The sequence below is a fragment of the Chromobacterium vaccinii genome (assembly GCF_001855275.1).
GTDB classification, from domain to species: domain Bacteria; phylum Pseudomonadota; class Gammaproteobacteria; order Burkholderiales; family Chromobacteriaceae; genus Chromobacterium; species Chromobacterium vaccinii.
This window is the reverse complement of sequence record NZ_CP017707.1, coordinates 4023359-4045303: the sequence shown is the minus strand read 5'-3', so window position 1 is coordinate 4045303 and position 21945 is coordinate 4023359. Positions and strand designations below refer to the sequence as shown.

Sequence of the window (21945 nt, the reverse complement as noted above, 5' to 3'; positions counted from 1 at the left end):
TCCCCTTCTGCGCGCGCCGGCAAAAAACACCGGACGAGGTTTTAAGACGCCGGCTGTTCGACGCCGCGCGACGCGAGCGCGCGGCTAGTTCCGGCGGCGCCTCGTCCGGCGTTTTTTGTCGGGGTTTCGCGGGCGGAGGGGCGGCCTGGGGTCGTGAGGGGGCTGGCAGCACAGCCCCTCACCCGTCCGCCGGGCGGAACCGGCATCCAAACATCATCCGCGCAGCGGATTCCTTACCCCCCTCAACTTGCGCCAATGCAAGGCAAGCCCCCCGCTCCGGGGCTAAATTGGAAAGACCAGCGCAAGGAGGAACCGCCATGCCACGCACCGATCCCGATGACGACGACAAACCCGTCCCGCTGTACCGCCAGTACGAAACCCAAGGCACGGTGCGGCAGATATCGTTTTATCTGTCCGACGAGATCGGCGCCGCCATCCACTACACCGACCTCTTGTACACGCTGCGCACCGCCAGCAGCACCGACATCGTCTATTTGCATCTGAACACCCCCGGCGGCAACTTCGACGCCGGCCTGCAGATCATCAACAACATCACCGCCAGCCAGGCCCACGTGGTCACCATCCTGGAGGCGCGGGCGTATTCGATGGGCGCGCTGATCTTTCTCGCCGGCGACGAATTGGTAGTGCACGACACCTGCCAGCTGATGTTCCACAACTATTCGTCGGCGCTGATCGGCAAGGGCAATGAGCAGCAAGCGCAGGTGGCGGCCAGCGGCAAGTGGTTCGAAAAAGTGATGCGCCACGTTTGCCGGCCGTTCCTCACCGACGAGGAACTGGACCGCATTCTGAAGGGCGAGGACATCTGGCTGGATAGCGACAGCATCCGCCGCCGGCTGAACAACATCCAGAAGGGCGCGCCGGCCGTGACGGCGCGCAAGCCGGGCAAGAAGAGCGGCGCTGCGGAATCCAACGGCTAGCGGAATCGACGTTGTCGACAAAGCGCCGCGCGGATAAGATGACATTGTCAAAATACGGATAATTCTGAAATGCCATTACGCGATATCCGCATGCTCACCCGCTACAGCGCCTGGGCCAACCGGCGTCTGTTCGACGTTCTGGCTGCGCTGCCGGAAACGGAATTGTTGAAAACCCGCGCCACCATCTTCCGCAACATTTTGTCCACGCTGAACCACAATCTGGTGGTGGACCGCATCTGGCAGGGCCACCTGCTGGCGCGGCCCCACGGCTACAGCGGCCGCAACACCGCGGACACGCCCAGCCTGGCGGAACTCGCGCGGGCGCAGGCGGAACTGGACCGCTGGTATGTCGATTACGCCGACGGCCTGGATCCGGCCGCGCACGAGGAGGCAGTGGACTTCGCCTTCGTCGACGGCGGCCGCGGCAGCATGCGGCGCGGCGACATGCTGCTGCACATCGTCAACCACAAGAACTACCACCGCGGATTCGTCGCCGACATGCTGTACCAGGTACCGGCCACTCCGCCGACAACCGATCTGCCGGTCTACCTGCGGGACGCCCACCGGGAGCAAGGCGGCCGATAGCGCGCGCTAGTGCTGCGCCTCCGGCTCCGGCTCGCGTTCTATCTCCACCCGGTTCCTGCCCTTGCGCTTGGCCTGGTACAGCAGCAGGTCGGCCTCCAGGAACAGGCTGGCCAGGTTCTCGTGCTCCGGCGGCCTCAGGCAGGCCACGCCTATGCTGGCGCTGATCGACAATTGCAGCTCTCCCACGCGGGGCTGCAGATTGGCGATGGCCAGGCGCAGGCGATCCGCCACATTGCAAGCCTCCACCCGGCTGGCCAGCGGCAGCATCACCACGAACTCCTCGCCGCCGTGGCGTCCCAGCACGTCGCCCTGGCGCGACTCCGCCCGCAGACAGTCGGCCAGCTGGCGCAATACCTCATCCCCCACCTGGTGGCCGTAGCGATCGTTGACCTCCTTGAAGTGGTCGAGGTCGATCAACAGCAAAGCCAGCGCCTGCCCGCGCTGCCGCGATCGCGAAAACATGGCGGCGGCCTGTTCGTGAAAGGTCCGATGGTTGTACAACTGCGTCAAGCCATCCTGCTGCGCCTGCTGGCGGACCTGCAGCAACAGGCGCTCGTAGCTGATGAACAGCAGGCTCAGGCTGTAGCAGAACGTCAGCCAGAACAGGCTGAGCGAGGTAAACATGACCAGCAGTTGATTCGCGCTGGAAAAATTGCTCCCTTTTTCCAGCCAGGACATGGCCAGCCGAAACAACGCTACCCCTATCGTCAGCGCCGCCAGGCCAAGCCCCAGCCGGTAACCCATCATGGTGCGCCACTGCCGCCCGCGATACAGCTGCGCGACGATCATCGACCAGTACAAGATATGCGCGCACGCGGTGACTTCCACCCGCCGCGTGTAACTGCCGGGCCCGGCCCAGAATACGAAGCACAGCATGATGATGATCAGCATGGCCAGGTGGAAGCGCCAATCGTTGCGCAGGCCCAGCAACTGGCGGGTGGCGACCACGGCCAGCGGGTGGTACAGCAGCAGCAAAAAGGTATCCAGAACCAGATTGGGCCAGGCTGGAATAGGCAGGGGAAGATAGGCTATCAGGGTGCCGCAGGCGGCGATGCATCCCGCGATGCCCAGCGTGAGCAACGCTCTTTCGTTCCGGTTGTAAAGCCAGAACATCAGCACCACCAGGGTCAGCATGGCGGTGTAGCCGGTGGTGCTGAGCAGGGTGGTCTTGAAATCCAGAATGCTTGGTATGATTGGGCTGGGCATGAAAAACAAATGTCTAGTCGACGAAAAACCGGCGCGCGCGGACCCAAATTGGAACCGCTTGCCGCGAGCTGGCGATACCATAGCAGAATTTCACTTGCGCCATGCCATCGCCCATGCCCTTCGCATCATCCTAGACTTGCCCGGACGCGCCCGCAACGTACAGACAGTCTAGTTCCTTGCCCTTCCCGTCTAACTTAGATAGAATACTCTATCTTTCAGAGCGGCCAATCCCGCCGCCTCTGTCCCAGTCAGCCACGCGTCCGGCTTCGCCGACGCGCCAGCCATCAAGCCCACGCAACACCGGGTCTGCCTCGCGCGGCCCCTTCTGGCAGGAATCAAAATGCGCCTACACGCCTTCCTGCTGCCATTGGCGCTTTCCCACGCGTCCCTGGCGGCCAGCACGCTTCCCTCATACGATTTCGCGTCCAAGCCGGCCATCGCGCCGACGCCGCGCATCAAACCGCTCAAGACGGACAAGAAACCCAAGCCGCTGAATATCCAGCCCAGGGTGAGCCTCGGCGATCTAGACAGCCCGTTGATCGAGGTGCGTCCTCCCGCCTTCTCCGGCTCCCGCGGCAATCCGATGCAGCCGGACAGCTTCTCGATAGGCCATACGCTCAATCAGACCAGCCCTCTCCACCTGCAGCCGCAACAGGGCTACCAGCCGTCTCGCGGCTGGCAACACGGCATGCCGTTCACGCCCGGCCTGACGATAGACCCGCAAACCGGGCGGAAACAAGCCATACCGATGCACATGCTGCCAGCCTTGCCGCCCCATCAGCGGCGCTGAATCGCCCGGTTCAGCGATTGACCATGGACATCACCTCGGCGGGGTAACGCAAGCCGCTGACCTTGCCGCCGGCGAACGCCGCGTCCAGCGTGGCCAGATCACCGGCGCTCAGCGCCACCTCCGCCGCGCCCAAGTTGTCGCGCAGGTTCGCCTGTTTGCGCGCGCCGGGAATGGCGACGATGTCTTCCCCCTGCGCCAGCAGCCAAGCCAGCGCCAGCTGCGCCGGACTGCGGCCCTTGGCCGCGGCCAGCTCTCTCACCTTGTCCACCAACTGCAGATTGCGCTGGAAATTCTCGCCCTGGAAACGCGGATTGCCGCGGCGGAAGTCGTCGGCGGCGAAATCGTCGGGGCTCTTGATCGCGCCGGTCAGAAAGCCGCGCCCCAGCGGACTGTAAGCGACGAAACCGACGCCCAGCTCGCGGCAGGCGGCCAATACGCCGTCTTCCGGATCGCGCGTCCACAGCGAATATTCGCTCTGCAGCGCGTGGATGGGATGGACGGCCGCGGCGCGGCGCAGCGTGGCGGCGGACGCTTCCGACAAGCCCAGCCAGCGCACCTTGCCGGCCTTGACCAGATCGGCCATCGCGCCGACGGTTTCCTCAATGGGCACGTCGGGATCGATGCGGTGCTGGTAGTAGAGGTCGATATGATCGACACCCAGCCGCTTCAGGCTGCCCTCGCAGCTGGCGCGCACGTATTCCGGGCGGCCGTTGACGCCGCGCTTGGCCGGGTCGGCCGAGTCCATCACGATGCCGAACTTGGTGGCCAGCACCACCTCGCCGCGGCGGCGGGCCAGCAGCTTGGCCAGCAGCTGCTCGTTGGTGTGCGGGCCGTACATGTCGGCGGTGTCGAGGAAGTTGACGCCGAGATCCAGCGCCGCGTCCAGCGTCGCCAGCGATTCGGCGTCGTCGTGCGGGCCATAGAAAGCGCTCATGCCCATGCAACCCAGACCCAGCTCCGAAACCTGCGGGCCGCCCCGGCCCAGTGTGCGTTTTTGCATCGCCATCGCTCCTGATGTGGAAAGTGACGTCAGCATAGAAGATGGCGATAAACCGATAAATGGCTCAAAATGACAAACATTATTTAGCCAGGCTTCACAATGCCGCGAATTCCGCATGACACGCTGCAGGCTTTCCGCGCCATCGCCCGCCACCGCAGCTTCACACGCGCCGGCGCGGAGCTGGGCGTCAGCGCCTCCGCGCTGAGCCAGAGCCTGCGCCAACTGGAGGAGGCGCTGGGCGTGCCGCTGCTGACACGCACCACGCGCCAGGTGGCGCCGACCGAGGCCGGCGAGGCGCTGCTGGCGCGGTTGTCGCCGGCGCTGGACGAAATCGCCGCGGTGCTGGAGGAAACCCGGCAGAGCCGCGGCCAGCCGGCCGGCCAACTGCGTGTCACCCTGCCCCACACCGCCGCCCAGCTGCTGTTCTATCCGGCGCTGGCCGATTTCGCCGTCCGCCATCCCAAGCTGCGGCTGGAGCTGGATGTCAACAACGGTCTGGTCGACATCGTCGCCCAGCGCTTCGACGCCGGCGTCCGCTTCGGCGAGGCACTGCAGGCCGGCATGCAGGCGCTGCCGGTCAGCCGGCCGCTGCGCTTCGTCGTCGCCGCTTCGCCGGACTATCTGCGCCGCCGCGGCGCGCCCAAAGCGCCCCAGGACCTTCTCGGCCACGACTGCCTGGGCTATCGCTTCGGCGGCGGCGGGCAATACCGCTGGCAGTTCGCCGCCGCCGGCCAGACGCTCCAATTGGCGGTCGATGGCCCGTTGATCGCCAACGACAATATGGCGCTGCTGCACGCGGCGCTGGAGGGCGCCGGCCTGGCCTACCTGGCCGAGCCGCTGATCGCGCCCTGGATAGCCGAAGGCAGGCTCGCCGTGGTGCTGGACGATCACATGCCGCCTGCCGAGGCGCTGTACCTGTACTACCCGCACCGGCCGCGGCAAACGGCCAAGCTCAGGGCGCTGATCGCCTTCCTGCGCGAACGCGCCGGCCTGCCGCAGGCGTAAAAAACCCGCCGTACGGCGGGCGGGAAGAAATGATCGGCGCGAACTCAGCGCGACTGCCGCGCCAGACGCCAGGCGGCGTCCTGCTTGTGGTAGCCCAGCAGATAATAGGCGGCCACCAGGAACACCAGCCAGCCGGGACCGACGATCAGCGCGACGCGGGTGTCCGGGAAGTAAGCCATCAGAGCGATCACCAGCGCGAGGAAGCCCAGCGTCAGGTAGGAACCGTAAGGCCACAACGGCATGCGGTGGCTGATGGATGCCAGTTCCTTGGCCGACAGCGAGCGGCGGAAACGCAGCTGCGCCAGCAGGATGATCAGCCAGGTCCACACCGCGCCGAAAGTGGAGATCGCCGTCAGCCAGGTGAACACCTCCTTCGGCGCCAGGTAGTTCAGCAATACGCCGAGCAGCAGCGCGGCCACCGACATCAGCAGCGCCGGCACCGGCACGCCGCTTCGGGAAACGCGGGCGAACACGGGCAACGCCTGCTTCTGCTCGGCCAGATTGAACAGCATGCGGCCGGTGCTGAAGATGCCGCTGTTGCACGAGGACAGCGCGGCGGTCAGCACCACGAAGTTGATGATGCCGGCGGCGGCCGGAATGCCCATGCTCTCGAAAGTCAGCACGAAGGGGCTGCCGCGGGTGCCCAGCTCGTTCCACGGATAGATGGACAGGATCACGAACAGCGCGCCGACGTAGAAAATCAGGATGCGCCAGAACACCGAATCCACCGCGCGCGCCAGCGCCTTCTTCGGATTCTTCGCCTCGCCGGCGGTCAGGCCCAGCATTTCCACGCCCAGGTAGGCGAACATCACCATCTGCAGCGACATCAGCACGCCGGAAAAACCGTTGGGCATGAAGCCGCCGTGCGCCCACAGATTGGAGATGCCGGTTGCCACGCCGTGGTTGCCGAAGCCGAACAGGATCATCGCAAAGCCGCCGATGATCATCAGCACGATGGTGACGATCTTGATCAGCGCGAACCAGAATTCGAATTCGCCGTAGGCCTTCACCGCGATGAAATTGACGCCGCCCATCGCCAGCATCGCCGCCAGCGCCCAATACCAGGATGGCACATCCGGGAACCAGATGCCCATGTAGACCCCGACGGCGGTGATTTCCGCCATGCAGGTCACCAGCCACAGGAACCAGTAGTTCCAGCCGGTGAGATAGCCGGCCAAGGGGCCGAGGTAGTCTTGCGCGTAGCGGCTGAACGAGCCGGCCACCGGGTTGTGGATGGCCATTTCGCCCAGCGCGCGCATGATCATGAAAATGGCGAGGCCGCCGAGGCCGTAGGCCAGCATGATGGCCGGGCCGGCCATCTTGATCGCGGTGGCAGACCCGAGGAACAGGCCGACGCCTATCGTCGCGCCCAGCGCCATCAGGTTGATATGCCTCTCCTCCAGCCCGCGGTGCAGGGTCTGTTGTTCTCCTGGCATGCAATGCTCCTTGTGTAAGCGTTGAAGTCCCGGCTGTCGTTTTGTCGCCGCGGACAGAGCGCCTGGTCCTGCGTTGGCCGCGCCCAGGGCACAGCCTGCGCTCAGGCGTTCTGTTGCGGCTTATTTTTTGCCGGTCAATGACAAACCATTTTACATATATTCATATCAATATGAATAATCGAGCACATTAAAACCTTGATTCAACATTTTCAAGCACACAAAAATCCAAGCAATCCATCCATCGCGTCAAGATGAATGACGCGCGCCCGATGCCGCGGACGCAAAAAAGCCCGGACTCTCATCCGGGCTTCGATCAATATCCGGCTACAAGCCGCTTCAGGCCTTGGCTTTGGACTTGCCCTTGGCCGGCTTGTCCTCGGCCACAGCCTCCTCCCGCTCCCAGGCTTCCTTGTACGGGCGGCCGTAGTAGCTGTCCAGCAGCAGCTGCCTCAGCTCGCTGATCAGCGGGTAGCGCGGGTTGGCGCCGGTGCACTGGTCGTCGAAGGCGGCTTCGGCCACTTCGTCCAGCTTGGCCAGGAAGTCCGATTCGGCGACGCCGGCGGCCTGGATCGACGCCGGGATGCCCAGCGTCTGCTTCAGCTCATCCACCCACTCGATCAGCTTCTCGACGCGCTGGTGGTCGCGGCTGGCCTCCAGGCCCAGGTGGCGGGCGATCTCGGCGTAGCGCGCCACGCTCTTCGGCCGGTCATACTGGCTGAAGGCGGTCTGCTTGGTCGGCACGTCGGCGGCGTTGTAGCGGATCACGTTGCTGATCAGCAGCGCGTTGGCCAGGCCGTGCGCCAGGCCGAACTCGGCGCCGATCTTGTGCGCCATCGAGTGGCAGACGCCGAGGAAGGCGTTGGCGAAGGCGACGCCGGCGATGGTGGCGGCGTTGTGCACCTGTTCGCGCGCCTTCGGGTCCTTGGCGCCGTTCAGGTAGGACGACGGCAGGTATTCCTTCAGCAGCTTCAGCGCTTGCAGCGCCTGCGGGTCGGAATACTCGTTGGCCATCACCGAGACATAGGCTTCCAGCGCGTGGGTCACCGCGTCGATGCCGCCGAAAGCGGTCAGCGACTTGGGCATGTTCATCACCAGATTGGCGTCGACGATGGCCATGTTCGGGGTCAGCTCGTAGTCGGCGATCGGGTATTTCACGCCGGTCGTCTCATCGGTGACCACGGCGAACGGCGTCACTTCCGAACCGGTGCCGGAGGTGGTGGGCACCGCCACCATCATCGCTTTCCGGCCCAGTTTCGGGAACTGGTAGATGCGCTTGCGGATGTCCATGAAGCGCAGCGCCAGATCGGCGAAATGGACTTCCGGATGCTCGTACATCACCCACATGATCTTGGCGGCGTCCATCGGCGAGCCGCCGCCTATCGCCATGATCACGTCCGGTTTGAAGGCATGGGCCAGGTCGGTGCCCTTGCGCACCACCGCCAGCGTCGGATCGGCCGGCACCTCGAAGAAGGTTTCCACCTCCAGGCCCATCTTCTTCAGCAGGCGGATCGGTTCGTCGACGAAGCCGTTCTCGAACAGGTACTGGCCGGTGACGATCAGGCAGCGTTTCTTGCCGGCCAGATCTTCCAGCGCCACCGGCAGGCAGCCGCGGCGGAAGTAGATGGACTTCGGCAGCTTGTGCCACAGCATGTTCTCAGCCCTCTTGGCGACGGTTTTCTTGTTGATCAAGTGTTTGGGGCCGACGTTCTCCGAAATGGAGTTGCCGCCCCAGGAGCCGCAACCCAGCGTCAGCGACGGCGCCAGGCTGAAGTTGTACAGATCGCCGATGCCGCCTTGCGACGACGGGGTGTTGATCAGGATGCGGGCGGTCTTCATCTTGTCGCCGAAATAGCGCACCCGTTCTTCCTGCAGATCCTGGTCGGTATACAGCGCCGAGGTGTGCCCGATGCCGCCCATGACCACCAGCGCGGCCGCCTTGTCGCAGGCGTCGAGGAAGTTCTTGGCGCGATACATCGCCAGCGTGGGCGACAGTTTTTCGTGGGCGAAGGCTTCCTTCTCCGACACTTCGGTCACCTCGCCGATCAGCACCTTGGTGGTCGGCGGCACTTCGATGCCGGCCATCGCGGCGATCTTGGCCGCGCTCTGGCCGACGATGGCAGCGTTCAGGCTGCCGTCCTGCAAGATCACCTTGCGCACGGCTTCGGCTTCGCTCTTGGACAGAATGTAGCCGCCGTGCTTGGAGAAGCGATCGCGCACCGCGTCGTAGATTTCATCGACGATGATCACCGACTGCTCCGACGCGCACACCACGCCGTTGTCGAAAGTCTTGGACATCAGGATCGAGGCGACCGCGCGCTTGATGTCGGCGGTTTCGTCGATCACCGCCGGGGTGTTGCCCGCGCCGACGCCGATGGCGGGCTTGCCTGAGGAGTAAGCGGCCTTGACCATGCCCGGGCCGCCGGTGGCCAGGATCAGGTTGACGTCGGGGTGGTGCATCAGCTGGTTGGACAGCGCGACCGACGGCTCGTCGATCCAGCCTATGATGTCCTGCGGCGCGCCGGCGGCGACGGCGGCTTCCAACACCAGCCGGGCGGCTTCGCAAGTGGAGCGGCGCGCGCGCGGGTGCGGCGAGAAGATGATGCCGTTGCGTGTTTTCAGCGAGATCAGCGCCTTGAAGATGGCGGTGGAGGTCGGGTTGGTGGTGGGCACGATGCCGCACAGCACGCCGATGGGCTCGGCGATGGTGATGGTGCCGAAGGTGTCGTCCTCGGACAGCACGCCGCAGGTCTTCTCGTCCTTGTACTTGTTGTAGATGTACTCGGAGGCGAAGTGGTTCTTGATCACCTTGTCTTCCATAACCCCCATGCCGGTTTCGGAAACGGCCATCCGCGCCAGCGGGATGCGGGCGTCGGCGGCGGCCAGCGCCGCGCTGCGGAAGATGTGGTCCACCTGCTCCTGCGTGAACTGCGCGAACGCCGCCTGCGCCTTTTTGACGCGGGCCACCAGGGCGTCGAGTTCGATCTGATTGCTGACTGCCATTTTGTCTCTCCAAGAACCAAATGAAATTGCCGAGCGTTTGATTTTCGTTTTCGCTGTTAAATTTTCGAATTCGAAAAAATATCAGCCAAAACGCCATCCATCACCGCCGCGCGATGACGACGCCATCCAACCCTTTGTAGCGGAGCCATTACATCCGAAACGCGATACCCTGATGAAATTCAGTGGGTTCATCGCGCATCGCCGCTGGCTCGCTTGATTCATGACTATCCTAATCCGTTTTCGGATATTCGTTTTTGCGCATGGCCAAACAATTTCCGCTTTTCCCGCAAAAAGAGCGCCGCTTGGGCGCTCCTGGAATGGTCCTGGTGAAAACCGCTGTAACGGGCATGCTACCGGAGCGGACTCAACGCCCCATGAAGGCGTAGTGGAAGTAGCGGCCGCTGCGCGTCAGCTCGCGGATGCGCGCCGGATCGGTCTCGCCGTTGATATTGGTGATCACCAGCTTGCCGCGGCCTTGCTTCAGATCGTTGTTGAAGTCGTAATATCCGCCCAGCACCGCCAGCCTGCCCGCCTCCACCTCGCCGGAGAACTTCAGGATGGCACCCTCCACCTGGTTGTTGATGTTGATCAGCGCGCCGTTGGTGGCGTCGATTCCCTTGGGAATCTCGATATTGTCCAGCTCCTTCTGCACCGCCGGCCCCAGATTGCTGTAGTCGCCGGCCGCCGCCTTGATCGCGCCGCAGCCGGTGTGGCTGACGAACATCAGCAGCGGGGTGCGCAGGTCGCGCACGCCGTATTCTATCGATCCTTCGGAGCTGGCCAGCTGATTGCCCAGATTGCTGATCACGAACAGGTCGGCGTCGGCCTCCCCGCCCAGCATGCCCACGTTGCCGCCGGGACTGGAACAGGCGACCACCGTCGCCCTGGGCGCGGCGCGTCCTCCCAGCTTGGCCAGATAGCCCGGCGAATGCTTGGCGATATAAGCGCTGTTGGCCTTGAGGATGCTGCCGACCACGCCCTTCACCTGTCCGGCTTCGCCGGCCGCCTTCTCGACATGCTTGGCCGGGCGGCGCGGCTTGACCCGGTGCGCGGCCCGCGGCTTGCCTCCCGGCGCCCGCACTTCCGGGCTGGGCTGGCTCAGATCGCGCGTCGGCGGCTTGGCCATCGGCACGCCGGGCTCCATTTTCTCCGGCGCGGCCTTGGCCGGCTCCGCCTTCTTCGCCGCTTCCGCCGCCGGCTTGGCGGCCTCCGTCGGTTTACCTTCCGGCTTGGCTTCCGCCGGTTTCGCCTCGGCGGCCGGCTTCGCGGCCGGCGCGGCGCCGTGCTCCGCGGCCTGCGGGGGCTTGTTCAGCTTCAGCGGCAGCTTGATCACCTGCTGCACCTGGTTGCCGGACGCATCGTCGGCCCAGGCCGCCTGCAGGCTCAGCAGCAACGGCAACATCATGCAAGATCCGATCAGCCGTGGGCTCATGCTCGATTCCTTACGTCATTCACAATCATTTCTATTCTGCATCATCGACCATGGTGGGGAAAGCCGCCAGCCGCCTTTCACGCCTGCCGCCGCTGGCTCATCCACACGCCGGCGAATACCAGCGCCCCGGCCGCGCCCTGCCAGGCCTGCAATTTCTCGTCCAACAACAACCAGGCCATGGCGACTGTGAACACCGGTATCAGATTGTTGAAGGCGCCGGCTCGCGCCACCGGAATCCGCGACACCGCCCAGGTGTAGAGCCCGTAAGCGCCCAGCGTGATCGCCGCGCCCAGGTACAGCACCCACAGACTGGGAACCAGCAGCAGCCTGTCCGGCCAGACGCCCCACGGCGTCAGCATCGCCAGGCCGAACCAGGCGCAGCCGGCCAGCGTCTGCACGCCGGTCAGCGCCAGCGGCGAATAACGGACCGACAAGCGCTTGGCGATCAACACATAGCCGCTGGCGCAGATCATCGCGCAGAACTCCAGCGCATTGCCCAGCAGCGGATCCGGCGCGCCCGGCCCGGCCTGGCTGTCCATGCTCAGCCAGATCACGCCGGCGAAAGACAGCGCGATGCCCAGCCACACTTGCCTCGGCTGGCGCTCATGCAGGAACAGGGCGGCGCCCACTGCCATCATCATCGGCAACGTGGCGGTGATCACGCCAGCCTGCGACGCGCTGGTATGCATCAGCGCGTTGGCCTCGAACAGAAAGTACAGGCAGGGCTCGCACAGGCCCATCGCCAGCAGCCACGGCCAGTCGCCCTTGCGGTAATGCCAGGCGATGCGCCCCCCCATCGCCAGCGGCAGCAGGCACAGCGTGGCGATGGCCATGCGCGCGAACAGCACTGCCAGCGGATGGTAGAACTGGAATACGTATTTCAGAACGATGAAGGCGCTGGACCACAGGAACATGGCCAGCGTCAGGGCGAGATAAGGCAAGATGTCTCCCGATGCGGTTGGCGGGCCGTCTGCGCGGCCCTATGCGGGAGACATTGTTTCAGAAGACGAGGATGGCTGTCGAACGCCCCTCGCGCCGGAAGATGGGCGTCGTCATCTCAATCCGCCTGCAGCGCGAAAGCCGGCGCGCGCCTTGGCATGGCGTTCATGCTCAGCCGCCAGAAGAGCAAGGCCAGCAAACTGATGGCAAACCCCAATCCGCATACGCCCAGCCAGCTCCAGCGCGCATACATGGCTGTCGACCCGATCGCCCCCAGGCCGCTGCCCACCGAATAAAACAGCATATAGCATCCGATCAGCCGGCTATGCGCATCCGAGCGCGAGCTCAAGATCATGCTTTGGTTGACCACATGTATGGCCTGTCCGCCCAAGTCCAGCAAGATGATGCCCACGATCAGCAGCCATATGCTGTAGTCCATCAAGGCGATGGCGGGCCAAGACAGCAGCAGGCAGGCCAACGCCCAGGCAGTGGTCTTCTGTCCCAGTCCTCTGTCGGTGAGATGCCCCGCCCTGGCAGCCGCCAGCGCGCCGATCACGCCCACCAAACCGAATGCGCCGATCGCGGTATGCGTCATCGAATACGGCGCGGCGCTCAGCGGCAGCACCAGCGCGCTCCAGAACGTACTGAAAGCGGCAAACATCAGCATGGCCAGCACTCCGCGTATCCACAATACTTTTTCCCGCCACAGCAGCGTGAACATGGACCCCAGCAATGCCTGGTAAGAGATGCCCGTGTCGGCGCGCGGCGTATTGGGCAGCAATAGCCTCAGGAAACACAGCATCAGCAACGCAAAAAGCGCCGACACCAGGTAGACCATCCGCCACCCCAGCACATCGCTGACAAAACCGGCCAGCACGCGCGCCATCAGCAGGCCGATGACCACGCCGCTCTGCGCCGCGCCGACCACTCGCCCTCTCTGCTCAGGCGGCGCCAACACCGCCGAATACGCGATCAGTCCCTGGGTCATGGCGGTACCCAGCATTCCGACCCCCACCATGGCCGCAAGCAGCAGCCACAGCGAGTTCGCGCTGCATACCAGCGCCAGCGCCAGCATCAGCGCCACCAATTGCAGCGTCACCAGCCGCTTCCTGTCCAGCAGATCGCCAAGCGGCACCACAAAGAACAGCGCTAGCGCGCACCCCAGCTGGGTGGCGGTAATCACCCCGCCGACCATCGCATGCGAAATGCCAAAATCGGCCGCGATCGCATCCAGAAGCGGCTGCGCATAGTAAACATTGGCGACACTGGCCGCGCAACATATCGCCAGCAACCAGACTATCGAAACGCTTAGCCCGCTGGCGGCGCGCTTGCTCAGGCCCGCCACACCATCATGACTCATAGTATCCACCTCTCATTGTGGTTTTATTTTGAAACCAAATTGATTATAAGCAGTCCATATCGTGCAAGACAATGGCCAATTGGCTCAAAGTCCTGTACTCCTAAACTTCAACCGGCATACAATTCTAAAAATTCAACAGGTAACGCTTATGAGCAGACGGAAAACCTTATCCGACTCGCCATGCCCGGTCGCGCGCGCAGTCGACATAATCGGCGATCGGTGGTCATTGCTGATCATCAGAGATGCATTTGATGGTCTGCGCCGTTTTGGAGAATTTCAATCCAACTTAGGAATGGCCAAAAACATACTAGCTGATCGTCTAAAAATGCTAACAGAGAATGGCATCATTCAAACGGTTCCGGCATCTGATGGAACGGCCTATCAGGAATACGTGCTGACTCGCAAGGGAGAAGGTTTATTCCCGATAATTGTCATGTATCGGCAATGGGGCGAGTGCAACTTATACAAGAGCGATGAAAATCACTCCAGTTTGATCTACAAACATAATCGCCAACCCGTAGGTGCCATTCACTTGGCGACGGAAAATGGCGCAAAACTGCAAAAAGACGACACTACCGTCAAGAAAATCGCCTGAGCATCCGATGCTAAAATGAAAATGCCAAACCACCGCAGAAGCATGCCCTCCTCAAGGGATAAAGATCATGCTTCTGCGGCCTGCGCCCGCTCAGGCCATGGCCCGGATTAAGCTCAAAGCGCGATCCATTTCCGCAGGCGTATTGACAATGCCTGCTGAAAAGCGCGCATAAGACTTACCATAGGGAGTCGAGCTGGCAATCACTGCCTTTTCCCTCAAACGCGACACCACTTCTTTTGGGCTAACCCCATTGACTTCGAAACACACGAAGCCCGCAGACAGATCTCTATTCAAAGGCGTATGTAAAGTCACATGCGACATCCTGGATAGCCCCTCTTTAAGCTGGCCATTCAAATCCAGAATACGATCCGCGACCCTTTTTTTACCAATTTGTCGATGGAACTGGAAAGCCTCAACCGTAGCCCATTGATTTTCATAGGCAAAAAAACCGCCGGGACTCACCCATGCCGCTTGGGTAGGACCATGTGGAGCCCTCTCTTCACGCCATGCGGTGCTTAGCTCCGGATCCATCAGCGAAGGAATGGTTGGCTGCACCAAAGCCCAGTTTTCTGGCTTGGCCCAAACAATCCCGTTGCCATGCGGACCCAAAATCCATTTATGCGTTCCCGCGGAAAAGAAATCGCCGCCTTGCAAAGCGATATCCTCGTCAAGCACGCCAAAACCATGCACGCCGTCAACGATCAGCAATAGCCTGTCGCTCTCATCGCGAGTCTGGTTAATTTTGGCCACTTCTGCCGCCAATTCTCTGATCGGCAATACCACGCCTGTACCGGAATGTACCCAGGTTACGCCCAAAATCTTGGTGTGCGGTTTTATCTCCTTGACCAAACGCGACACCATCTCAGGCCCGGATGCTTTCGCGCTGGACTCATACAGGGTAACTTTTCGGACATGCCCACCCCATTTATTTACTGCCAACCGCATAGACTCATGATGAGGATAAAATTCATGAGTGGTAGTCAAGATCTCCTGCTCAGGCTTCAATCGTAGACCATTATAAATAAGCGCCAATCCAACTGTCGTGCTGCTAGTCAATGCGATTTCATTCGGACGGCCACCAACATATTCAGCCGCCGCGCCAGCCACGCTACGCCAAAGCTTATCCTGCTCGAGAGCAAACATGTTATCGTCAAGGAAGGAGTATGGATTCAAATCCAGCTCGCGTCGATACTTATCTATTGCATTTCGAACACTTGCCGGATGCGATGCCAGGAAAAAGTTAGACAAGTGTATCAAGTCGGGACTCAGTAAAAACTGCTGTCGCACTGATGCCCAATCCATAGGATTAAACTCTGCGACACGCGCAACAGATTGAGCCACAGCCCCAGCCTGAGCCACGCCCGAAAACCCTATGGCAGCGCCTGCCAAAGTCGCGCTTGCTGAATTAATCAAAAAATTTCGACGACTATTCAAAACCACTCTCCTGACAAAGATTTAGTTAAAATTTTCCCTACCGAGACTGAGTCTTAAAATCGAAATACGTTCGGACTCGATGCCCGTAAAGTCCAACAATCAGTCCCAACAAAATAAAAACCATTGCCGCCAATTTAACGGCACCTACGCTTTCACCGAAAATAGCAATAGAACCAAGCATGCCGAAAATAGGCACCATCAATGACAGCGGCGCCACTGTGGAAACTGGATATTTTTTCAATAATGAATTCCATACCCAGTAGCCAAATAATGTTGTCGGGTAGACTTGAAACAAAATAGAAAACAGTGCCTTACCATCAAAATGGTTGAAAAGCCTCACATAACCAACCCAGCCATGCTCAAAATATGAAATCAAAAATAAAGGGATAGGAGAAAATAAGCTGGACCATACCAAAAACTCAAAAATTTGGCGCACTGCTATTTTTTTTACGAGAACATTAGCCACACTCCATGATGCGGCCCCCAATACCACCAGCACAACCCCGGCATAAGTCACGCTGCCATCTGTCACCGCTATGATCAACGCCAAGCCAAGCAATGCGATCCCCATCCCATAAATTTGATATGGAGACAAACGCTCTTTAAAAACCCAAGCGCCAAGCAGCATGGTAAAAAAGGCGCTAAATTGAAGTATCAGGGAAGCAATGCCTGCGGAAATTCCCACCTGAATGCCAACATTAACGACACCCCACAATCCGACCCCGAATATCAAGCCATACAGTGCCATATACTTCAATGGCACAGAAGGCCGCTTGATAAAAAAGACCGCAGGCAACGCACACAACGCAAACCTCAAACCAGCCAGCACAAATGGATCCACCGAGGACAAGCCTATTTTTATTACTGAAAAATTGACCCCCCAAATGGCCATTACGAATATGGCGAGAAAGAAATGACTCAGCTTCATAGGCTGTTACCCCAATTGTATAAAAAAGCGATCGGCACTATGTGTAGAGCAACTATCTCAACCTCTGATTAGCAAACCAACTTTTACTTAGCAGCGGTATGTTTTCCAATATCCGGGTGCCAGAAATAGAAACATCATCAACTGAACACTCAGTACTGCGACAGGCATGATTTCAATCTGCAGCTCTGGCCAATTCGCTGCAATGCATATTTTTATATGGTTCGGCATGAATCAGACAATGATGATAATGGTCTCCAAACCATAGGACAGGCGGACCAATGAAACCCTACCGGGTCGGCATGCCCAGTTTTCTTTAGCTGGAGTCCAAGCTGCAGCGCGAGTGTTGGCAGGACCAACAGCTCAATATGAATTTAATTCAAAATGGATATCATGATGACATTCATGGTATCAAAATGCAACCAGAGTCATGAAAACGCGCATGCCTCCGTATCATTCGAGCACGATTGCCCAAGAGCCTGTTCAAAGTCTTTTCGCGAACAGCGCTGGCGGAGCAGCGCATGAAGATCTGCCTCCAATTCCGCCAGTCTCCCGCTCAGCGGCCCCGCGTCCGGGCCAAGACTGCCGAATCCCTGCTCGCCCTTCGCTGGTTCGCATCCATCGACAAGACTCGCAAGGTTTCGCTCAGCCCCGCGGCAATGGCTGGCAGAGGCTCCCGCCATCTAAGTCGGAAACATTGCCGTCCGGCTCTTCCCAGACGCTCGCAGACATGATGGCCATGAATGCCCGTCTCATTCTCCTCGACGCCGCAGCAAACCCATCCCGGAACGCAGCGGAGATGCCCCTCGCGCAAGCTCTTGCACATGGCGCCTGTCGATCGCCTGCCTGAAACACCATTCAGACCAATCGCGCATCGCCCTCCTAAATATCATCGCGCCGGCATGTTCCGCGGGATGGCTCGCCAGCATCGCGCGCCCTTCGGACACCAAGCCCCCGAATCCGCTCAAGAGCCTCGCTCTCATCGCGGCACACTCGCCGGGCATGTTCGCTAATCCCTTGCCACCACCAATCCCGGTATGCTCTCAAGATTTTCCTAAGCATTTTCGCCTCCACAACTGTTTAATTTTTTTACCCAACTAAGATGCTATCGGATGTGATTCATTTGAAAAATCCTATATCCCATGACAAACTGTTCATGAAATGAGAACAAACTACCTACCCGACTCCCAAGCGCTGCTTGCCTTCGACGCGCTGGTCCGCCGCGGCAGCTTCACCGCCGCCGCCGAAGAGCTGGACTGCACCAAGAGCCGGGTCAGCCAACTGGTGAAAGCGCTGGAGAAACAGTTCGGCACAGTGCTGGTGCTGCGCAATACCCGCCGCGTGGCGCTGACCGAAGCCGGCCAGCGGCTGGCCGTGCACGCCCGCGAGTTGCGCTGCCTGCTGGAGCGGGCCCGGATAGACATCAATGAAGCTGACGGCGAGGTCAGCGGACCGCTGGTGATCAGCTCCATCACCTCCTTCGCCCAATACCTGCTGGCCCCCATCCTGGCCGAGCTGGCGGTGCTGCATCCCGGCCTGCAACTGAAGCTGCAGGTGGAAAACCGGCTGCAGGATCCGATCTCCGAGGGGCTGGATTTCTGCGTCCGCACCCGCAACATCCACGACGACGCGCTGGTGGCCAAGCCGCTGGGGCTGGTGCGCGAGTGGGCGTTCGCCTCGCCTGACTACCTGGCCAAGGCGCCGCCGCTCGAGACGCCCGACGACCTGCCGCTGCACCGCATCCTGCTGGACACCAGCCGCCCCAAACTGCGCGACACGCCGGAGTGGCTGCTGGAAAAGGACGGCCAGCAGAAGCAGGTGCGGGTGCAGCCGGTGCTCAGCAGCCACCAGTACGCGCCGCTGCTGTCCGCCGCCATCGCCGGCAGCGGCGTCGCGCTGCTGCCGGCCTACGTCGCCAGCGAGCACCTGAAAAGCGGCCGCCTGGCTCCGGTGCTGCCGGGCTGGAGCCACGACTGCTGGCCGGTCTACCTGGTCTACCCCTACCGCCACCCTCTGCCGCGCAAATACGAAGCCTTCATCCAGCACGTGGTGCCGCGCATGCGCGCGCTGCTTGAAGCCGGAATTGATCCAGGCCAAAGCGGCATTCGGCCGCCATCGCCAGAATGAGCGCCATTCGCGCCGGCTCCGCGCCGGCCTAAGAGCCTGTTCAAAGTCTCGCTAGCTCGCGCGAGACAAGGCGAAAACGGCTGACAGAAGCGGAATGCACATACGGTGAACATTCTGAAGATGCTTTCAACGCCGTATCGCCGACGCGCAGCAGGCTTTGAACAGGCTTGAACAAGGAGAATGCAATGGAACATCGCGACATCGTCATCGTCGGCGGCGGCATGGTGGGCAGCGCGCTGGGCGCCGCGCTGAGCGGGCAGGGGTTGTCGGTCTGCGTGCTGGAAAGAGAGGCCCCCGCGCCGTTCGCGCCGGAGCAGGCGCCCGATCTGCGGGTGTCGGCGATCAGCCCGGCCTCCGCCGCCTTTCTGCGGACCATAGGCGCCTGGGAGCCGGTGCTGGCGATGCGCGCCGCGCCCTACCGCCGGATGCAGGTATGGGAAGGTGACGAGGCCGCAGGCACGCTGTTCGACGCCGACGAAGCCGGCGTGGCGGAACTGGGCCACATCGTGGAAAACCGCGTGGTTCAGCTGGCCGCCACCGCGGCGCTGAAGGGCAAGGGCGACATCGACTACCGCTGTCCGGCCATAGTGTCGGAAATCGTCTACCGGCCCCAGGCCTCGCAACTGACGCTGTCCGATGGCGGCCGGATTCAGGCCCGCTTGCTGATCGCCGCCGACGGCGCCCGTTCGCAGGTGCGCGACGCCGCCGGCATCGGCGTCACCGGCTGGGATTACCAGATGCAGGCGCTGGTGCTGTCCTGCCGGATGGAGGGCGGCCAGCAGGACATCACCTGGCAACGCTTCACCCCCGACGGCCCGCAGGCCTTCCTGCCGCTGACCGGGGATGCGGCCTCCCTGGTGTGGTACCACCGGCCGGAAGAGGTGAAGCGCTTGCTGGCGCTGGGCGACGACGAGTTGATCGCCGCGGTCAGCCAGGCTTTTCCGCGCAAGCTGCCCGGCATCCGGGAATTGACCGCGCGCGGCAGCTTCGGCCTGACCCGCCGCCATGCCCAATGCTACGTCAAGGACGGCGTGGCGCTGGCCGGCGACGCAGCCCACACCATCCATCCGCTAGCCGGCCAGGGCGTCAACCTGGGCTTCCAGGACGCCGCCGCGCTGGCCCGGACCATTCTGGACGCCCGCGCCAAGGGAGAGGATTGGGCCTGCGGGAAGACGCTGGCGCGCTACCAGCGCGCGCGCAAGCCGGCCAATCTGGCGATGCAGGCCGGCATGGACGCGTTCTGCTATGGCTTTTCCAACGACATCGGTCCGCTGCGCCTGCTGCGCGGCCTGGGGCTCAGGCTGGCGGACAAGGCCGGCCCGCTGAAGCGCGAGGCGATCCGCTACGCGCTGGGGCTGCGCGCCTGATCGATTTTTCCATTCATGCTAGGATCGGGAAAATTTTTCCTCTCCCGGCATGTTCATGAACCCATTCCACTTTCGCGCCGCCATCGGCCTGCTGCAAGGAATCGCGCTTTATGCGCTGTACCGCGCGTCGGACCATGGCGGCTGGCTGGCCCTCCACCCGCTGCTGTTCTCGCCGCTGCTGCTCGCCGCCGCGTCTCTGCCCCTGCTGTGCCAGACCGGAGTCGGCGCGCTGCGCCCCTCCCGGCTGGCGGCCTGGCTGGCGGGACTGGCCCTGGCCGTCGCAGTCGTCGGCGCGCATGACCGCTGGCGCGTCGGGCTGGAGCACGCCGCGCGCTCGGACCTGATGCCGGGGGCGCTGGCGATGCTGGGCGTCTCCTTGCTGCTGTTCATCGCCTGGCCGCTGATCCTGGCCGGCGAAAGCGAGCGGCGCTGGCGGGCGTCCTACCCCGCCTATTTCGACACCGCCTGGAAGCTTGGCCTGCAGCTGATGTTTTCCGGCCTGTTCGTCGGCGTGTTCTGGCTGATCCTGAATCTGGGCGCCGAGCTGTTCGCCCTGGTGGGCATAGGCGGCCTGCGCCGGCTGATAGGCGAAGCCGAGTTCGCGATACCGGCCAGCACGCTGGCGCTGTCGGCCGGCCTGCATCTGAGCGATGTCCGCCCGGGCATCATCCAGGGGCTGCGCTCGCTGCTGCTGACCCTGCTGTCCTGGCTGCTGCCCTTGCTGGCCCTGCTGATCGGCGCCTTTCTCGCGCTGCTGCCTTTCACCGGGCTGGACAGCCTGTGGAAGACCGGCCACGCCTCCGCGCTGTTGCTCGGCGCGAGCGGGCTGCTGATCTTTCTGCTGAACACCGCCTACCAGGACGGCAACGAGCAGCCCGGTCGCGTCATCCGGCTCAGCCTGCGCGCCGCCTGCCTGCTGCTCGCGCCGCTGCAGGCGCTGGCCGCCTACGCGCTGGCGCTGCGCGTCGGCCAGTATGGCTGGTCGCCGGACCGGGTGTTCGCCGCCAGCCTCGTCATCCTCGGCGCCTGCTACGCCGTCGGCTACGGCTGGGCGGCCTTGCGTCGGCAGGCCGGGCTCGCCGGCGTGGCCTGCGCCAACATCGGCGCCGCCTGGCTATCGCTCGCCCTGCTGGCCGCCGTGCTAACGCCGCTGGCCGACCCGGCGCGGATCTCGGTGTCCAGCCAGTTGTCCCGGCTGCAAGCCGGCCGCGTGGCCGCGGAGCGCTTCGACTTCGATTTCCTGCGCTATCAGGGGCTGCGCTATGGCCATGCGGCCCTGCTGCGGCTGAGGGACGATCCCGGCGTCGACGGCGCCATCCGCCGCAAGGCCGGCGACGCGCTAAGCGAGGACAAGCCCCAGCCCAAGCCTCCGGCCCAGGCGGTCCGCCCGCGCGGTCCGGCCCCGCTGCCGGCCGGCTTCCTGGCCCAGGACTGGAAGCAAGCCGCCAAGCGAACCGGCGAACTGCCGTCCTGCCTGCTGGACGGCCGCAATGAATGCGACGCCTATGTCGGCGACTACAGCGGCGGCGGCAAACCGGAAGTGCTGCTGGCGGAAAAGCTTGCCGCCCGCTTGTCGCTGTTCCAGCGCAACGCCCAGGGCCTGTGGACGCTCGCCGCCACCTACGACCTTCCCGCCGCCTGCCCGGCCCCGCTGGAAGCGCTGGCGGCGGGACAGGCGCGAGCCGTTCCCCCGCTGCTGCCCGACTTGGACGCCGGAGGGCTGCGGCTGCGGCCGCGCTATCCCTACGCGCCGCAGGAATGCCCAGTCGCTAAAAAATAAGCGGAGCGCGCCGCCCCGCGCGCAGA

Annotated in this window: 18 protein-coding genes; 9 read left to right on the top strand and 9 right to left on the bottom strand. The window is 62.5% G+C overall.

Annotated features, from left to right (window positions below):
* Positions 1-317 precede the first annotated feature (317 nt).
* The gene (locus BKX93_RS18825; RefSeq protein WP_070980859.1) at positions 318-938 is read left to right on the top strand and encodes a Clp protease ClpP; all 621 of its coding nucleotides are present in this window, start codon (positions 318-320) and stop codon (positions 936-938) included.
* Between the two features lie 69 nt (positions 939-1007).
* Positions 1008-1523 (top strand): DinB family protein, encoded by a 516-nt coding sequence (locus tag BKX93_RS18820; RefSeq protein ID WP_070980857.1) that lies wholly within the window; start codon positions 1008-1010, stop codon positions 1521-1523.
* A gap of 6 nt (positions 1524-1529) precedes the next feature.
* On the opposite strand, the gene BKX93_RS18815 is transcribed toward BKX93_RS18820, so the two are convergent.
* Positions 1530-2729, bottom strand: coding sequence for a GGDEF domain-containing protein (locus BKX93_RS18815; RefSeq protein ID WP_160300412.1), 1200 nt, complete (start codon positions 2727-2729; stop codon positions 1530-1532).
* A 340-nt stretch (positions 2730-3069) separates the two neighbouring features.
* Here BKX93_RS18815 and BKX93_RS18810 point away from each other — a divergent pair, with 340 nt between their 5' ends.
* Positions 3070-3519, top strand: a complete 450-nt coding sequence (locus BKX93_RS18810) for a hypothetical protein (RefSeq protein ID WP_046166864.1) — start codon at positions 3070-3072, stop codon at positions 3517-3519.
* A 10-nt stretch (positions 3520-3529) separates the two neighbouring features.
* Here the strand turns inward: BKX93_RS18810 and BKX93_RS18805 are convergent, their stop codons facing one another.
* A complete protein-coding gene (locus BKX93_RS18805) occupies positions 3530-4519 on the bottom strand; it encodes an aldo/keto reductase (protein ID WP_046166863.1) in 990 nt (329 codons plus the stop codon).
* A 99-nt stretch (positions 4520-4618) separates the two neighbouring features.
* Between BKX93_RS18805 and BKX93_RS18800 the strand changes: the two genes are divergently transcribed.
* Positions 4619-5524 (top strand): LysR family transcriptional regulator, encoded by a 906-nt coding sequence (locus tag BKX93_RS18800; RefSeq protein WP_070980856.1) that lies wholly within the window; start codon positions 4619-4621, stop codon positions 5522-5524.
* Between the two features lie 44 nt (positions 5525-5568).
* Here the strand turns inward: BKX93_RS18800 and BKX93_RS18795 are convergent, their stop codons facing one another.
* Both BKX93_RS18795 and adhE read right to left on the bottom strand, forming a co-directional pair.
* Positions 5569-6960: an amino acid permease gene (locus tag BKX93_RS18795; RefSeq protein WP_046157552.1), complete on the bottom strand. Its 1392-nt coding sequence runs from the start codon at positions 6958-6960 to the stop codon at positions 5569-5571.
* A gap of 336 nt (positions 6961-7296) precedes the next feature.
* Complete coding sequence (gene adhE, locus BKX93_RS18790; protein WP_046166861.1) at positions 7297-9960, bottom strand: bifunctional acetaldehyde-CoA/alcohol dehydrogenase; 2664 nt, start codon at positions 9958-9960, stop codon at positions 7297-7299.
* Here adhE and BKX93_RS24835 point away from each other — a divergent pair.
* Complete coding sequence (locus BKX93_RS24835; protein ID WP_145929337.1) at positions 9947-10177, top strand: hypothetical protein; 231 nt, start codon at positions 9947-9949, stop codon at positions 10175-10177. The genes adhE and BKX93_RS24835 overlap by 14 nt on opposite strands.
* Before the next feature lie 147 nt (positions 10178-10324).
* Here BKX93_RS24835 and BKX93_RS18785 read toward each other — a convergent pair whose 3' ends face one another.
* The 3 genes from BKX93_RS18785 to BKX93_RS18775 all read right to left on the bottom strand — a co-directional run bounded on the left by BKX93_RS18785 (position 10325) and on the right by BKX93_RS18775 (position 13691).
* On the bottom strand, positions 10325-11365 hold the full coding sequence (locus tag BKX93_RS18785; protein ID WP_052729293.1) for a carbonic anhydrase: 1041 nt from the start codon (positions 11363-11365) through the stop codon (positions 10325-10327).
* A 104-nt stretch (positions 11366-11469) separates the two neighbouring features.
* Positions 11470-12333, bottom strand: coding sequence for a DMT family transporter (locus BKX93_RS18780; RefSeq protein WP_244887196.1), 864 nt, complete (start codon positions 12331-12333; stop codon positions 11470-11472).
* 116 nt (positions 12334-12449) lie between these two features.
* Positions 12450-13691, bottom strand: coding sequence for an MFS transporter (locus tag BKX93_RS18775; RefSeq protein ID WP_046166859.1), 1242 nt, complete (start codon positions 13689-13691; stop codon positions 12450-12452).
* A gap of 148 nt (positions 13692-13839) precedes the next feature.
* Here BKX93_RS18775 and BKX93_RS18770 point away from each other — a divergent pair, with 148 nt between their 5' ends.
* Complete coding sequence (locus tag BKX93_RS18770; protein WP_031296826.1) at positions 13840-14286, top strand: winged helix-turn-helix transcriptional regulator; 447 nt, start codon at positions 13840-13842, stop codon at positions 14284-14286.
* A gap of 90 nt (positions 14287-14376) precedes the next feature.
* On the opposite strand, the gene BKX93_RS18765 is transcribed toward BKX93_RS18770, so the two are convergent.
* Both BKX93_RS18765 and BKX93_RS18760 read right to left on the bottom strand, forming a co-directional pair.
* Positions 14377-15720 (bottom strand): aminotransferase class V-fold PLP-dependent enzyme, encoded by a 1344-nt coding sequence (locus BKX93_RS18765; protein WP_200896019.1) that lies wholly within the window; start codon positions 15718-15720, stop codon positions 14377-14379.
* Positions 15721-15757: 37 nt separating this feature from the next.
* A complete protein-coding gene (locus BKX93_RS18760; RefSeq protein ID WP_046166858.1) occupies positions 15758-16648 on the bottom strand; it encodes an EamA family transporter in 891 nt (296 codons plus the stop codon).
* Positions 16649-17806: 1158 nt separating this feature from the next.
* Here BKX93_RS18760 and BKX93_RS18755 point away from each other — a divergent pair.
* The 3 genes from BKX93_RS18755 (at position 17807) to BKX93_RS18745 (ending at position 21919) form a co-directional block, all read left to right on the top strand.
* Positions 17807-18772 (top strand): LysR family transcriptional regulator, encoded by a 966-nt coding sequence (locus tag BKX93_RS18755; protein WP_046157547.1) that lies wholly within the window; start codon positions 17807-17809, stop codon positions 18770-18772.
* A gap of 185 nt (positions 18773-18957) precedes the next feature.
* Positions 18958-20139, top strand: coding sequence for an FAD-dependent monooxygenase (locus BKX93_RS18750; RefSeq protein ID WP_070980852.1), 1182 nt, complete (start codon positions 18958-18960; stop codon positions 20137-20139).
* Positions 20140-20194: 55 nt separating this feature from the next.
* On the top strand, positions 20195-21919 hold the full coding sequence (locus BKX93_RS18745) for a DUF4153 domain-containing protein (protein WP_186009443.1): 1725 nt from the start codon (positions 20195-20197) through the stop codon (positions 21917-21919).
* Positions 21920-21945: the final 26 nt, after the last annotated feature.

Coding starts and splice junctions, on each gene's coding strand:
- BKX93_RS18750 (WP_070980852.1), top strand. CDS start 18,958: ATGGAACATCGCGACATCGTCATCGTCGGCGGCGGCATGGTGGGCAGC.
- BKX93_RS18775 (WP_046166859.1), bottom strand. CDS start 13,691: ATGAGTCATGATGGTGTGGCGGGCCTGAGCAAGCGCGCCGCCAGCGGG.
- BKX93_RS18770 (WP_031296826.1), top strand. CDS start 13,840: ATGAGCAGACGGAAAACCTTATCCGACTCGCCATGCCCGGTCGCGCGC.
- BKX93_RS18800 (WP_070980856.1), top strand. CDS start 4,619: ATGCCGCGAATTCCGCATGACACGCTGCAGGCTTTCCGCGCCATCGCC.
- adhE (WP_046166861.1), bottom strand. CDS start 9,960: ATGGCAGTCAGCAATCAGATCGAACTCGACGCCCTGGTGGCCCGCGTC.
- BKX93_RS18760 (WP_046166858.1), bottom strand. CDS start 16,648: ATGAAGCTGAGTCATTTCTTTCTCGCCATATTCGTAATGGCCATTTGG.
- BKX93_RS18815 (WP_160300412.1), bottom strand. CDS start 2,729: ATGCCCAGCCCAATCATACCAAGCATTCTGGATTTCAAGACCACCCTG.
- BKX93_RS18805 (WP_046166863.1), bottom strand. CDS start 4,519: ATGCAAAAACGCACACTGGGCCGGGGCGGCCCGCAGGTTTCGGAGCTG.
- BKX93_RS18795 (WP_046157552.1), bottom strand. CDS start 6,960: ATGCCAGGAGAACAACAGACCCTGCACCGCGGGCTGGAGGAGAGGCAT.
- BKX93_RS18755 (WP_046157547.1), top strand. CDS start 17,807: ATGAGAACAAACTACCTACCCGACTCCCAAGCGCTGCTTGCCTTCGAC.
- BKX93_RS18820 (WP_070980857.1), top strand. CDS start 1,008: ATGCCATTACGCGATATCCGCATGCTCACCCGCTACAGCGCCTGGGCC.
- BKX93_RS18745 (WP_186009443.1), top strand. CDS start 20,195: ATGAACCCATTCCACTTTCGCGCCGCCATCGGCCTGCTGCAAGGAATC.
- BKX93_RS18810 (WP_046166864.1), top strand. CDS start 3,070: ATGCGCCTACACGCCTTCCTGCTGCCATTGGCGCTTTCCCACGCGTCC.
- BKX93_RS18825 (WP_070980859.1), top strand. CDS start 318: ATGCCACGCACCGATCCCGATGACGACGACAAACCCGTCCCGCTGTAC.
- BKX93_RS18785 (WP_052729293.1), bottom strand. CDS start 11,365: ATGATGTTGCCGTTGCTGCTGAGCCTGCAGGCGGCCTGGGCCGACGAT.